Annotated in this window: 12 protein-coding genes; 9 read left to right on the plus strand and 3 right to left on the minus strand. The window is 73.5% G+C overall.

The genetic code is table 11. The features are described from left to right. From NX794_RS33830 to NX794_RS33845, 4 genes are all read left to right on the plus strand, one after another. A partial coding sequence (locus NX794_RS33830) for an alpha-glucosidase C-terminal domain-containing protein (protein WP_258783512.1) occupies positions 1-238 on the plus strand: 238 nt, incomplete at its 5' end. Between the two features lie 30 nt (positions 239-268). Next, a complete protein-coding gene (locus NX794_RS33835; protein ID WP_258783513.1) occupies positions 269-1,633 on the plus strand; it encodes a maltokinase N-terminal cap-like domain-containing protein in 1,365 nt (454 codons plus the stop codon). A 4-nt stretch (positions 1,634-1,637) separates the two neighbouring features. Continuing rightward, on the plus strand, positions 1,638-3,881 hold the full coding sequence (glgB, locus tag NX794_RS33840; RefSeq protein WP_258783514.1) for a 1,4-alpha-glucan branching enzyme: 2,244 nt from the start codon (positions 1,638-1,640) through the stop codon (positions 3,879-3,881). Between the two features lie 105 nt (positions 3,882-3,986). Then, positions 3,987-5,075 carry a glutamate--cysteine ligase 2 gene (locus tag NX794_RS33845; protein WP_258783515.1) on the plus strand — a complete coding sequence of 363 codons (1,089 nt, stop codon included), beginning with the start codon at positions 3,987-3,989 and terminating at the stop codon, positions 5,073-5,075. 45 nt (positions 5,076-5,120) lie between these two features. Here NX794_RS33845 and NX794_RS33850 read toward each other — a convergent pair whose 3' ends face one another. Then, complete coding sequence (locus tag NX794_RS33850; RefSeq protein ID WP_258783516.1) at positions 5,121-5,354, minus strand: DUF6480 family protein; 234 nt, start codon at positions 5,352-5,354, stop codon at positions 5,121-5,123. Between the two features lie 151 nt (positions 5,355-5,505). Here NX794_RS33850 and NX794_RS33855 point away from each other — a divergent pair, with 151 nt between their 5' ends. From NX794_RS33855 to NX794_RS33870, 4 genes are all read left to right on the plus strand, one after another. After that, entirely contained in the window at positions 5,506-7,401 is a 1,896-nt protein-coding gene (locus NX794_RS33855) for an AMP-dependent synthetase/ligase (RefSeq protein ID WP_258783517.1), read from the plus strand. A 153-nt stretch (positions 7,402-7,554) separates the two neighbouring features. Continuing rightward, entirely contained in the window at positions 7,555-7,989 is a 435-nt protein-coding gene (locus NX794_RS33860; RefSeq protein ID WP_258783518.1) for an ATP-binding protein, read from the plus strand. Positions 7,990-8,140: 151 nt separating this feature from the next. Beyond that, positions 8,141-9,517 (plus strand): NAD(P)/FAD-dependent oxidoreductase, encoded by a 1,377-nt coding sequence (locus tag NX794_RS33865; RefSeq protein WP_258783519.1) that lies wholly within the window; start codon positions 8,141-8,143, stop codon positions 9,515-9,517. A 187-nt stretch (positions 9,518-9,704) separates the two neighbouring features. Beyond that, entirely contained in the window at positions 9,705-11,927 is a 2,223-nt protein-coding gene (locus tag NX794_RS33870; RefSeq protein ID WP_258783520.1) for an FUSC family protein, read from the plus strand. Between the two features lie 21 nt (positions 11,928-11,948). Here the strand turns inward: NX794_RS33870 and NX794_RS33875 are convergent, their stop codons facing one another. Both NX794_RS33875 and NX794_RS33880 read right to left on the minus strand, forming a co-directional pair. Beyond that, positions 11,949-12,791, minus strand: a complete 843-nt coding sequence (locus NX794_RS33875) for an RNA polymerase sigma factor SigF (RefSeq protein WP_258783521.1) — start codon at positions 12,789-12,791, stop codon at positions 11,949-11,951. Positions 12,792-13,011: 220 nt separating this feature from the next. Next, positions 13,012-13,446 carry an ATP-binding protein gene (locus NX794_RS33880; protein WP_258783522.1) on the minus strand — a complete coding sequence of 145 codons (435 nt, stop codon included), beginning with the start codon at positions 13,444-13,446 and terminating at the stop codon, positions 13,012-13,014. Between the two features lie 128 nt (positions 13,447-13,574). On the opposite strand from NX794_RS33880, the gene NX794_RS33885 reads away from it, so the two are divergent. Continuing rightward, entirely contained in the window at positions 13,575-13,817 is a 243-nt protein-coding gene (locus NX794_RS33885) for a hypothetical protein (protein ID WP_258783523.1), read from the plus strand. Positions 13,818-14,026: the final 209 nt, after the last annotated feature.

Here is a 14,026-nt window from a genome sequence, read left to right on the forward strand (position 1 = left end):
CGCCTTCCTGCGCGAGTACGAGGACGACCTCGTCCTGTGCGTGCACAACTTCTCGCGGTTCGCGCAGCCCACCGAACTCGACCTGCGCGTCTTCGACGGACGCCACCCGGTCGAACTGTTCGGGGGGGTCCGCTTCCCGGCCATCGGCGAACTCCCCTACCTGCTGACCCTGCAAGGCCACGGCTTCTACTGGTTCCGGCTCACCCGAGTCGCATCCCGCATCGGCCGCCGCCGCTGACGCCCGGCGCCGAGGAAAGGACGCGTCACCATGCCGAAGACCATCACTCCCCGACCGAGAACCGCCGTCGGCGTCGACGGTCCCCTGGTCTCGCTCGGCGCCCTGTTGCGCGAGTGGTTGCCGAGGCAACGCTGGTTCGCCGGCAAGGACCGGCCGGTCACCGATCTGTCGGTGCTGTCCGTGACCGAGCTGTTCCCCGGGTGTCTGCACCTGCTGGTGCACGCCTCCCACGCGCCGGTGCCCACCCCGGGCGGCACCTCGCTGCCCGGCGACTGCTACCAGCTGCTGCTGGGCCTGCGCGAGCGTCCGGCGCCGCGTCTTGAGCGGGCGTACATCGGCCGGGCCACCGAGGGACCGCTCGCCGGACTCACGGTCTACGACGCGCTGCACGACCCGCGCTCGGCCCACCTGCTGCTGGAGCGGCTGCGGCAGCCGGGGACGGCGGGGCCGCTGCGCTTCGAGGCCGACCCGGCCGCGCACCTGCCCGGGGGCCTGCCGCCGCGGCTGCTGGACGCCGAGCAGTCCAACACGTCGATCGTGTACGGCGACGCGTACATCCTGAAGCTGTTCCGCCGCATCCAGCCCGGGACCAATCCGGACCTGGAGGTGTCCGCCGCGCTGGCCGGACAGGGCTGCACCCGGGTGCCGGCGCCGGTGGCCTGGTTCAGCACCACCGCGCCCAGCCCCGCCACGCTCGGCGTGCTCCAGCCGTTCCTGCCGGACGCCACCGACGGCTGGACGCTGGCCCTGCGGGCGCTCGCCGCCGGGGACGACTTCACCGCCGAGGCGCGGGCACTGGGCCGGGCCATGGCCGAGGTGCACCTGGCGCTGGCCGGGGCGTTCCCGCCGGCCGGGCCGGGCGAGAACGGCCGTACCGCGCAGGAGATGTGCGCACGGCTGGACGCCGCAGCGCACGCGGTGCCCGGACTGCGGCCCTACGTGCCCGGCCTCAAGGCCGCGTTCGGGGCGCTCGCCACCTGCGACACCGGGCCCCCGGCCCAGCGCATCCACGGCGACCTGCACCTCGGGCAGGTGCTGTGGGCCGGGCGCGACTGGTTCGTCATCGACTTCGAGGGCGAGCCGTCCCGGCCGCTGGCCGAGCGGCGGACCCCGCAGTCCCCGGTGCGGGACGTGGCCGGGATGCTGCGCTCCTTCGACTACGCGGCCCGGCAGCGCCGCCCCTGGCGACCCGAGTGGGCACGCCGCTGCCGGGAGGCGTTCTGCGCGGGCTACGCGGCCCGGGCCGGCTGGGACCCACGCAAGAAGCACGCGCTGCTGCGCGCGCACGAGACGGACAGGGCGGTCTACGAAGTGCTGTACGAGGCGAGACACCGGCCCGACTGGCTGCCGGTACCGATGGCGGCGATCAAGCGACTCGCCGTGTGGGGAGGCTGACGGCATGGCACTGCGCGACACGACACGTCCGGAGACGGCGGGCCCCCGGCGGCGGCGCGCGGCGGTTCCCGCCGCGGACCCGGTCCGGGCCGAGCCCCCGCCCACCGCGCTCGACGCCGCGGACCGCGAGCGGCTGCTCGGCGGCACGCACCACGATCCGCACGCCCTGCTGGGCGCGCACCCGGTGCCGGGCGGCACCGTGTTCCGGGCGCTGCGCCCGAACGCGCGCTCGGTGAGCGTGGTGATCGACGGGATGAGCACCCGGCTGGCCTCCGACGGCGGCGGTCTGTTCTCGGCCGTCCTGCCGCACCCGGAGATCCCGGAGTACACGCTGCTGGTGGCGTACGACGACGGCGAGCAGGAGACGCACGACCCGTACCGCTTCCTGCCCGCCCTCGGCGAGCTGGACCTGCATCTGATCCGCGAGGGCCGGCACGAGGAGCTGTGGCGGGCGCTCGGCGCCGAGCCGATGACCCACCAGGGCGTGGCCGGCACCCGGTTCACGGTGTGGGCGCCGAACGCCCGGGGTGTCCGGGTGGCCGGTGACTTCACGTACTGGGACGGCACCCAGTACCCGATGCGCTCGCTGGGCGCGTCCGGGGTGTGGGAGCTGTTCCTGCCCGGGATCGGCGAGGGCAGCCGGTACAAGTTCGAGATCACCTCGCGGCACGGGCACCGGTTCCTCAAGGCCGACCCGATGGCGCGGGGCACCGAGGTGCCGCCGGACACGGCGTCGGTCGTCACCGTCTCGCACTACACGTGGGGCGACGCGGACTGGATGGCGCACCGCGGCGACACCCCGGTGCACGAGGCGCCCTTCTCGGTGTACGAGGTGCATCTGCCGTCCTGGCGGCCTGGATTGACGTACCGTCAGCTCGCCGACGAACTCCCGGCGTACGTCGCGGAGATGGGCTTCACGCATGTGGAGCTGATGCCGGTGGCCGGGCATCCGTTCAGCGGCTCCTGGGGCTACCAGGTGACCTCCTACTACGCGCCGACGCCCCGGCTGGGCTCTCCGGACGACTTCCGGTACCTGGTGGACGCCCTGCACCGGGCGGGCATCGGCGTGATCATGGACTGGGTGCCGGCGCACTTCCCGAAGGACGACTGGGCACTGGCCCGGTTCGACGGGGAGCCGCTGTACGAGCCCGGGGACTGGCGGCGGGCCGAGCATCCGGACTGGGGCACCTACGAGTTCGACTACGGGCGCACCGAGGTGCGCAACTTCCTCGTGGCCAACGCCGTGTACTGGTGCGAGCAGTTCCACATCGACGGGCTGCGCGTGGACGCCGTCGCCTCCATGCTGTACCTGGACTATTCCCGGGACTCCGGGCAGTGGGAGCCGAACGTCTTCGGCGGCCGGGAGGACCTGGACGCGGTGGCGTTCCTCCAGGAGATGAACGCGACCGTGTACCGGCGCTGCCCGGGTGTCGTCACCATCGCCGAGGAGTCCACGGCCTGGGACGGGGTCACGCGGCCGACGGACGGCGGCGGGCTGGGCTTCGGGCTGAAGTGGAACATGGGCTGGATGCACGACTCGCTGGAGTACGTGCAGAAGGAGCCGGTGCACCGCAAGTACCACCACCACGAGCTGACGTTCTCGATGGTGTACGCGTACAGCGAGAACTACGTGCTGCCGATCTCGCACGACGAGGTGGTGCACGGCAAGCAGGCGCTGGTGTCGAAGATGCCCGGCGACTGGTGGCAGCGGCGGGCCGACCACCGCGCCTATCTCGCCTTCATGTGGGCGCACCCGGGCAAGCAACTGCTCTTCATGGGGCAGGAGTTCGCACAGGGCGCCGAGTGGTCCGAGGCGCACGGCCCGGAGTGGTGGCTGCTGGGCGACGACTACCACTCGGCGGGCGATCACCGGGGTGTGCGGGACCTGGTGCGGGACCTCAACGGCCGCTACCGGGAGCTGCCCGCGCTGTGGCAGCGGGACACCGACCCGGGCGGCTTCCGGTGGGTGCTGTGCGACGCGGCGGACGACAACGTCTTCGCGTTCCTGCGCTTCGACGCCGCCGGCTCCCCGCTGCTGGCGGTGACGAACTTCTCCCCCGTCGTCCGGCACGACTACCGGCTGTGGGTGCCCGAGGAGGTGCCGGCCTGGCAGGAGGTCCTGAACACCGACGACGTCCGCTACGGCGGGGGCGGGGTCACGGCCGAGGGCCCGCTGAAGCCGGCGGACGGCATGCTCTCCCTCACGCTCCCGCCGCTCGCCACGGTCTGGCTGACACCGGTGACCTGACCGGGCGGGCCGGGCGGCCGCAGGTGTCGGCGGCGGCAACAGGGGCAGTCTGGGTCGTACAGACCCGAGACTGCCCCTCGTGGCATGGGAGAGAGGCGGCACCACGTGCGCACCGTCGGTGTGGAGGAGGAACTCCTCCTGGTCCATCCGGACAGCGGCGACCCGAAGGCACTCGCGGCGGCCGTGCTCGCCCGCGCCGCCCAGGACGATCCCGGCCAGGAGGTCTTCGAGAAGGAACTGTTCGGGCAGATGCTGGAGTTCGCCACGCATCCGCAGTCGGACATGACGGCCCTCGGCGAGGAGATCGTGCGCTGCCGCAAGGAGGCGGCGCGGCACGCCGGGGAGATCGGCTGCGCGGTCGCCGCGCTCGCCACGTCCCCGCTCCCGGTCAGCCCCTCCCTCACCGTCAACGAGCGCTACGAGTGGCTCGCCGAGCGGTACGGGGTGGGCACCCGCGACCAGCTGGTCTGCGGCTGCCATGTGCACGTCTCGGTGGAGTCCGACGAGGAGGGCGTCGCGGTCCTGGACCGGATCCGCCCCTGGCTGCCGGTGCTGACCGCGATCAGCGCGAACTCGCCGTTCTGGCAGGGCCGGGACAGCGGGTACGCCAGCTACCGCAGCCGGGTGTGGGAGCGCTGGCCGTCGGCCGGTCCGACCGAGCTGTTCGAGACGCCCGAGCGCTACCACCGGCGGGTGGCGGACATGGTGGACACCGGCGTCATCCTGGACGAGAAGATGGTCTACTTCGACGCCCGGCTGTCCGCCCGGTACCCCACCGTGGAGATCCGGGTGTCGGACGTGAGCCTGTGCGCGCGCACTCCGGTGCTGATCGCCACCCTGGCCCGGGGTCTGGTGGAGACGGCGGCGCGGGACTGGCGGGCCGGCCGGCCACCGCTGGAGCACAGTGTGAACCTGCTGCGGATGGCCTCCTGGCAGGCCGCCCGCGAGGGCGTGGACGGAAAGCTGCTCGACCCGGTGACGCTGCGCCCCCGGCCGGCCGCCGAGGTGCTGCGGGCACTGCTGGAGCACACCGCGGACGCGCTCGCCGACCACGGTGACACGGCCGGCGCCGAGCAGGGCGTCGAGGAGCTGCTGCGCTCGGGCAACGGCGCCCGGGTGCAGCGCGGGCTGATGGAGCGCACCGGCAGCCTGCGGGACGTCGTCACGGAGTGCGTGCGGCTCACCCAGGACTGAGGTCGCCCCGGACCGGTCCGGCTCGGCACCCCCGGGCGGGCCGGTTCAGAGGATCAGGATGAGCGCGTACACCAGGAAGAACGCGGCGATCAGGATCACGAGGGCGAGGATCAGCGTCAGCGGCGCCTTGCCCCAGCCTCTCTGCCGGGTGTCCGGCTGACGGGGTCCGGCCTCCGGCAGACTGCTCTCGGCGGGCGGGGTCTCGCCGGGCGGGACGCCGCCGCCGGGCTCCAGCCCGCTGGTGCGCTCCGGTTCCGGGTCGGGGTTCACATGGGTCATGTCCCCCGAGTCCCCCGGACACGTCCACTTCATCAGGACGATCACGAGTTCCGCGATCCCGGTACCGGACGCGGTCGGCTGGGCTACATTCGAGCACCGCCGACACCGAGCCGGTCGGCGGAGTGACCCTGCGTACACCCGGGAGCAGCGCATGCGGGACATCGCCTTCGCTCCGCCCGTCGTCCCGCCGCTCACCGGCGGCCTCGCCGACGGCCTCTTCGACCTCGCCGGCCGCGACCCGGCCCTGCCGCTGCTGGCGCGCCGCGCCGGAACGGACGCCGGCGGGTGGGAGGAGGTGACGGCGGCGGAGGTCCGGGACGAGGTGGTCGACCTGGCCAAGGGGCTGGTCGCCGCCGGGATCTCGCCCGGGCACCGGGTGGCCCTGATGGCCCGCACCCGGTACGAGTGGACGGTGTTCGCGTACGCCCTGTGGGCGGTGGGCGCCGAGGTCGTGCCGGTGCATCCGGCCGCCGCGCGCGAGCAGGCCGAGTGCATCCTGCGGGACGCCGACTGCGTGGCCGTCGTGGTCGAGGACGAGCAGGGCGCGATGACGGTGGGCACGGTGTGCGCCCGGCTGCCCCGGCTGCGGCACGTGTGGCAGCTCGACGCGGACGCGGTGCGCGAACTGGCCCGGCGGGGCGCGCGGGTGCCGTACACCACGGTGGAGTCGCTGCGCCGGATCGTGCTGCCGGACGCCACGGCGGCCGTCGTCCACACCTCGGGCACCTCGGGCCGCCCGCTGGGCTGCGCGCTCAGCCACCGGGCTCTGGCCTACCGGGCCGACACGCTGCCGGCCGGGGCGCACGCCGCGGCGGCGCCGGGCGAGCAGCCGTCCGTGCTGGCCTTCCTGCCGTTCTCCCACGTCTACGGCATCATGATCATGGTGTCGTGTGTGCGCGGCGGTGTGCTGATGGCGCATCTGCCGGAGCCGGGCGAGGGGGCGCTGGCGTCGGCGCTGGCCACGTTCCGGCCGACGTACCTGTACGGGGTGCCGTCGGTGTTCGAGCGGACGTACAAGGGGTTCGTGCGGGCGGCCGAACGGGCCGGCCGGGGCGCGCTCTTCGAGCGGGCCGCGCGGACCGCGCGGGACTTCGCCGCGGCCGAGGAACGGCGCAGGCTGGGCCGCGGCACCGGCCCCGGGCTCGAACTGCGGGGCCGGCACGCCCTGTACGAGCGGACGGTGTACCGCGGACTGCGGGCGGCGCTCGGCGGCCGGGTCCGGCGGGGCGGCTCGGGCGGCTGCGCGCTGGGCCCGGAACTGTCCCTGTTCTTCCAGGGCATCGGGGTGCACGTGCACGACGGGTACGGGCTCACCGAGGTCTCCGGCGGGATCACGCTGCAGCCACCCGGCCGGGAGAAGTCGGGAACCGTGGGCCGGCCGCTGCCGGGCACCGAGGTCCGGGTGGCCGACGACGGGGAGATCCTGGTGCGCGGGCCGTCGGTGTTCCAGGGCTACGTCGGCCAGGAGGAGGCCACCCGGGCGGCGCTGCGCGGCGGCTGGCTGGCCACCGGGGACATCGGGCGGCTGGACGCCGAGGGCTATCTGACCATCACCGGGCGCAAGAAGGAGATCATCGTCACCAGCGGCGGCCAGAGTGTGGCCCCGGCCCCGCTGGAGCGGCGGCTGCGCATGCATCCCCTGGTGCACCAGGCGGTGGTGGTCGGCGACGACCGGCCCTGTGTGGGTGCCCTGATCACCCTGGACCCGGAGTTCCTCGCACACTGGCGGGCCGCGCGGGCCCTGCGCGGCGATCCGGCCGGCCGGGAGAGCCGGGAGGAGTACGCGCTGCGGGAGGAGCTCGCGCGGGCCGTCGCCTCGGCCAACAGCGCCGTCTCCCGCGCGGAGTCCATCCGCGTCCACCGGGTCCTGCCGGAGCCGTTCGCCGTCGCGGACGGTCTGCTGACGCCGTCCATGAAGCCGCGCCGGGACGCGATCGCGCGGCACTACGCCGCCGAGATCGACGCCATGTACGCGGCACGCTCCCCGGCCCGCCGGGGAGCGCGGGAGCCGGCCGACTGGGACGAGCCGGACGACGTCTTCCGCTGAGGAGGGGCATCCGTCACGGAACCGGCACAGGTGCCGGACGGATAGCCTGTGCGGCTGTGGGAACCCGCACGCACGAAAGAGATCGGCAACGACGACCGTTCCGGCCGCAAGGCGCCCACCGGGCCCTCGCCGGCCGGGACCGGGGATTGCGAGATGGCGACGGAGCCGCGTTGGGACGACACACCGCCCTCGGAGGAAAGGTACGAGCGTACGTTCTCCTTCGCGGGTGAGCTGCGCAACGTCACGGAGGCGCGGCTGGCCGCGGAGGACTTCCTGCTCGCCCTGGCCGGCAAGTCGCCGCCGGGCGCGCCCGAGTACTGGGACGACATCCTGCTGGTGGTGACCGAACTGGCCGCCAATGTCATCCAGTACGCACCCGGGCCGTTCGGCCTGCGGATGCGCCGCACCTTCGACGGGGTGCACGTGACCATGCGGGACTCGAACACCACCAGGCCGGAGCCGCGGCCCTTCCATCCGCGCACGGGTGGCGGCGGGATCGGCTGGCACCTGGTGCACACGCTGTGCACGCAGGTCAGCGTGGTGGTGCACGAGGACGGCAAGGACATCCACGTCTTCTTGCCCTGGTGATCCGCGGCCCCGCGCGGGTACCCGCCCTTTCGGCCGCCTGCCGCGTCCGGCTCGCGCAGCCGCACGGACAGCGGTGGGATCGAAGCCTGTGCGCCGCGATCCAGGGCATGCGAACGGCGTCGAGTCGGACCGCCTGGAGCCGCAGAAAGGGATGAACACCGTGACACGACCCAGGATCCTGGTGGTTGGCGCCGGCTTCGCCGGAGTCGAGTGCGTCCGCCGCCTGGAGCGGAAACTCGCCCCCGACGAGGCCGACGTCACCCTGGTGACGCCGTTCTCCTACCAGCTCTACCTGCCCCTGCTGCCCCAGGTGGCCTCCGGTGTGCTCACGCCGCAGTCCATCGCCCTGTCGCTGCGCCGCAGCAGCAAGTACCGGACCCGGATCCTGCCGGGCGGCGCGATCGGGGTGGACCTGAAAGCCAAGGTGTGCGTCGTCCGGACCATCACGGACAAGATCGTCAACGAGCCGTACGACTACATCGTGCTGGCCCCGGGCAGCGTGACCCGCACCTTCGACATCCCCGGCCTGGTCGAGCACGCCTTCGGCATGAAGACGCTCGCCGAGGCCGCCTACATCCGCGATCACGTCATCTCGCAGCTGGACCTCGCCGACGCCAGTGACGATCCGGCCGAGCGGGCGGCGCGCCTGCAGTTCGTGGTGGTCGGCGGCGGGTACGCCGGCACCGAGACGGCGGCCTGCCTCCAGCGGCTCACGCACGCCGCCGTACGGCGCTACCCGCGCCTCGACCCCGGCCTGATCAAGTGGCATCTGATCGACATCGCGCCCAAGCTCATGCCCGAACTGGGCGACAAGCTCGGGCGCAGCGCGCAGGAGGTCCTCAAGCGGCGCGGTATCGACGTGTCGCTCGGGGTGTCGATCGACAAGGCCGGCGCGGAGGAGGTCACCTTCACCGACGGCCGGGTGGTGCCGACGCACACGCTCATCTGGACGGCGGGCGTGGCGGCCAGTCCGCTGATCGCCACGCTCGGCGCGGAGACGGTCCGCGGGCGGCTCGCGGTCACCGCGGAGATGTGCCTGCCGGGCAACGACGGGGTGTTCGCGCTCGGCGACGCGGCGGCCGTGCCCGACGAGGCCAAGGGTCAGCAGGGCGCGGTCTGCCCGCCCACCGCGCAGCACGCGATGCGGCAGGGGAGCAAGGTCGCCGACAACGTCATCGCGACCCTGCGCGGCCGGCCGATGGAGCCCTACGTCCACAAGGACCTGGGTCTGGTCGTCGACCTCGGCGGCAAGGACGCGGTGTCCAAGCCGCTGGGTGTCGAGCTGCGCGGGCTGCCCGCCCAGGCGGTGGCCCGGGGCTACCACTGGTCCGCGCTGCGCACCGGTGTCGCCAAGACCCGGGTGATGACCAACTGGCTGCTGAACGCGGTGGCGGGCGACGATTTCGTCCGCACCGGCTTCCAGGCCCGCAAGCCGGCCCGGCTGAAGGACTTCGAGTACACCGACTCCTATCTGACACCGGAGCAGGTGCGGGCGCGGGTGGAGGGCAGGGAGCTGGAGGACTCCTGACGGAGTCGGGAGCGCCACGCGGGGCCGTCGGCCGTCACCATCTGGCCGGCGGCCTCTCGCGGTCCGCGGCGGGCGGCCGGGACGGGACGGTTCCGAGGCTCGTGCGATGCTGGTCCTAGATCGATTTCCGGTACGGGAGAGAGAGCGCGGCGGCGTGAGGCAAGCGGTGCGGTCGGGTTGGGCACGGATGTGGGACCGGCTCGCCGCGTCCGACCCAGGACTGATCAGACTCACCGCGGGGCTGCGCACGGTGACCGCCATCGCGCTCACCCTGGCCGTGCTGGGCCTGGTCGGCGTCCCGGTGCCCCGGCTGGTCGCCGGTGCCATCGCGGCTATGGTCGCCACCTTCGCGATCCGGGAGCAGCAGCGCGCGGCCCAGGCCGTGACCCTGGCGCTCGGTCTGCCCGTGGCGCTCGCCTCGGTCTCGCTCGGCGCGTGGCTGAACCAGCGGGTGGTCGTCGGCGACCTGTTCTTCGTGGTGCTGATCTTCTGCGCCGTCTACGGCCGCCGGTTCGGCGACCGCGGCACGGCGCTCGGCCTGATCGGCTTCCAGGTCTACTTCCTGTCCCTGTTCGTGGGCGCGACCCCGGGCACGCTGCCCGCGCTGTACGGCGTGATCTGCGTGGCCTTCGCGAGCAGCGCCGCCGCCCGGTTCGTGCTGCTGCCGCAGACCCCGGCCGGCACCCTGGACCGGCTGCGGCGGGCCTTCCGCGCCCGGCTCGGCCAGCTGATCGCCCGCCAGACGGAGCTGCTGGACGCCGCGCCGGACGACGTGGACAAGGTCCTGGACGACCTGCGCACCCGTACCGCCCGGCTGCACGAGACGGCGCTGATGATCCAGGGCCGGCTGGAGGACGGCACCGGCGACGCGGCCACGGCCCGGCTGCTGCAACGCCGGGTCGCGGACGCCGAGATCGCCGCCGAGCGGCTCGGGCTGCTGCTGCTCACCGCGCGCAGCGCCGAACGGACCGACACGCTGACCCTGCATCTGCCGGGCGCCGTCCTGCCGGCCGTGCCGGAGCTGCCGGTGCGGGACGCGGCGACGGACGTGCTGCGCCGGGACCTGACCGCGCTGCGGCTGCTGGTGCGGCGGCCCCGCAGCGAGGCGTCCGGCACGGCGTTGGCCCAGGTGCGCAACCGGCTGCTCGGTTACCGGGAGGAGGAGAACCTGCCCGCGGCCGCGCCGGCCGTACAGGACGTCTTCCGTGGTCTGGGCGAGGCCTCCCGGGCCGTGCTGGGACTGCGCACCGCCCTGGACGGGCCGCAGGACGAGTCCGACGACAGCCCGGCCACCACCCGGTCGCGGGAGGAGCTGGACGCGGAGGACGCCGCGATCGAGAGCCAGGAGGAGGCCGAGGAGAAGGAGCCGGAGCCGTCCGGGCTCAGCCGGCCCACCACCCGGGCGGCGCTCCAGGTGGCCGTCGGCTCGTCCCTGGCCATCTTCGGCGGCGAGCTGCTGTCCAGCCAGCGCTGGTACTGGGCGGTGCTGACCTGCTGGATCGTGTTCATCAACACCGCTTCCACCGGGGAGATCCTGGTCAAGGGCTACCGGCGGCTGCTGGGCACGGTCCTCGGGGTGGTGGCGGGCATCGGGCTCGCCGGCCTGGTCGGGCACCACACCTGGACGGCGTTCGCGCTGGTGCTGCTGTTCGTCTTCGCGATGTTCTACACGGCGCCGCTGTCGTACACGCTGATGTCGTTCTTCGTCACGGCGATGCTGGGCCTGCTCTACACGCTGCTGAACACCTACAGCCTGGCGGTGCTGGTGCTGCGGATCGAGGAGACGGCGCTGGGCGCGGCCTGCGGGGTGATCGCGGCGGCGGTCGTGCTGCCCGTGCACACGAACCGGCGCACCAACGAGCTGCTGGAGACGGTGCTGGAGCGGCTGGCCGACGTCACCCGGGCCGCCGTCGAGCAGTTGAGCGGTTCGACGGGCGGCGATCTGGTGGAGCTGGCCCGCGAGCTGGACCAGGCGCTGGCCGATCTGCGCGGGGCCACCCAGCCGCTGACGCATCCCATCACCCCGCTGCGCTCGCGGCGGGACACCGCCCGCTATGTGGTGGCGCTGCTGGAGACCTGCGCGTACCACGCGCGGTCCCTCGCGGCGACGGCCGAGCTGCTGCCGACGCATCCGGCGATCGCGGCGGACCCGCGGCTGCGCGGGGCCTGCGGGCGGATCGTGCAGAACATGGCGACGATCGCCGCGCACCTCGGCGACCCGCGGGGCGAGGCCGAGATCGAGTCCGGCCCCAGCATCGCGTCGATGCTGGAGCCGGGAACCCTGGGCACCCCGCGCTACGGGCGGGTGACGGACCGGGTGCTGCGCCATCTGCAGCGGCTGGACGAGGCGGTCTCCGGTCTGGCGCGACCGCTGGGGGTCGGTACGGGCGCCGCGCGGCCGAAGACGTGACGGCCCGTCCGGCCGCCGGTGTCACACGGCGCCGCCGGGACGGCGGCCCATCACCTCGTCGCGGACGCGCGCGCAGCTGCGGCTGATGAGCCGGGAGACGTGCATCTGGGAGATGCCGAGGTGCTCGGCGATCCGGCTCTGCGTCATGTCCTCGAAGAAGCGCATGTAGAGGATGGCCCGCTCCCGCTCGGGCAGTCGGCGCAGCCCCTCCTTGGCGGCCTCGCGGTCCACGACGACGTCGAAGGAACCGTCCGTCGTGCCGAGGGTGTCGGCGAGGCTGTAGCCGTCCTCGTCGCTGGTGAGTTCGGCGTCCAGGGACAGGGTGCTGAAGCTCTCCAGCGCCTCCATCCCGGCGGACACCTCCTCCTCGCTGAGGCCGGTGTGCTCGGCTATGGCGGCCACGGTGGGCTCGGGGCTGCCGGGGTGCTGGGTCAGCTCGCGGCGGGCCAGCCGTACCCGGTTGCGCAGTTCCTGGACCCGGCGGGGCACCCGCAGGGCCCACATCCGGTCGCGGAAGTGCCGCTTGACCTCTCCGGTGATGGTCGGCACGGCATAGCTCTCGAAGGCGCCGCGCGAGGGGTCGAAGCGGTCGATGGCCTTCACCAGGCCGAGCGCCGCCACCTGGCGCAGGTCCTCCACGGACTCGCCGCGGTCGCGGAACCGGCCGGCGATCCGGTGGGCCATGGGCAGCCAGGCGGTGACCAGTTCGTCGCGTACGGCGTCCCGCTCGGGGCCGTCCTCCAGTTCCGCCAGCCGGGTGAACAGCTCGGCGGTCTCCGGTGCGTCGTCGTGGGGGCGCCGGGTGGACGCGGCGGTGGTCGTGCCGGGCGCACCGGGACGGCTTGTCGACATGTCGGTCAGCATGCGGAATCGCTCCTGAACATGGTTTCAGGGCCGGTCCGGAACCGAGGCTCCGGGATCTCGCCCGAACGGTGGTGTCAGGGTCGCCGCGGGGAATCACCGGGCCCGCCGGCAGGGGGCCCGGACAGCGGTGGTCTCCCCGCTGGGCGCGCGCCTCCGGTCCGAAGCACGAGATTCCGCCTGCCCCCCGCCCGCGCAGGCAAACGCGGGCGGAACAACCGATTCAGCTCAGCGGCACGACGGCGGTGATGCGCTTGCCGCCGCAGGGCAGTTCGGCCACCCGGACATCGCGGGCCAGCCGGCAGACGATGGGCCAGCCGCGGCCGCCGGGCCGGAAGCGCCCGCTCTCGTCCACCGGCGCGGCGGCCACCGGGAGTTCGTCGCTGCGGTCGCTCACCGACACCCGGACGCCACCGGAGTCGACGTCCACGTCGAAACCGGTGATGCCGCCGCCGTGCAGGAGGGCGTTGGTGGTCAGTTCCGAGGTGACCAGCAGGGCGTCCGCCATGGCGTCGGTGCCGCACGACAGGGCGTGGGCCCTGCATCCCTCGGCCACCGCGCGCCGGACGGTTCTGCGGGCGTCGGCCGGCCGGCCCGGCAGCCGGCGGGCGGGTTCCCGCAAGGTCGCGGAGGAGCTGGTCCGGTTGGTGTCGCGCATCCCTTTCCTCCCCTGAGCGGTGACCGGATGGTCCGGTTCTCCGCTGTTTCGGCTGACCCTTTCCCGCATCCTCAAACGCGTTCGGTGCCGGTGCCATCACGACCGCGCCCGCGGGGTATCCGTCGGTCATGACCGATGTGGTGGACGCGGACGAGTTGTTGCGGCGGATCAGGCGGGGCCGGGAGCGTGCGGCCGAGGAGGAGCGGGCCTGGCTGGAGCGGGCCGGGGACCTCACGGCGACGGACCCGGAGGGCGCGCGGGAGGCGGCGGGCCGGGCACTGGCGTTCGGGGCGGTGCTGCGGGTGCTCGAGGAGATCGTCGATCCCGGAAGGGCGCCGGCTGCGGCGGAGGGCACGAGGCGGGTCACCTGATCCGTTTCCGGGCTTTCCCCCCGCACCCAGAATGATTTATCGTTCTACAACGTGGCACTGGGGTCCATCCGGAACCGTGCTTTCGCGCGCCCCGCGTCACCACAGACCGCCCTGGCTGGCTTCCCCCGTCCAGCCAGGGCGTTTTTCTGCCCCGCACCGGGGCGGAGCGGAGAAATCCGCTCCCTTCGAGGTGCTCGGGGCGGCGGCAG

The sequence above is a fragment of the Streptomyces pyxinicus genome, assembly GCF_024753135.1.
Classification (GTDB): Bacteria; Actinomycetota; Actinomycetes; order Streptomycetales; family Streptomycetaceae; genus Streptomyces; species Streptomyces pyxinicus.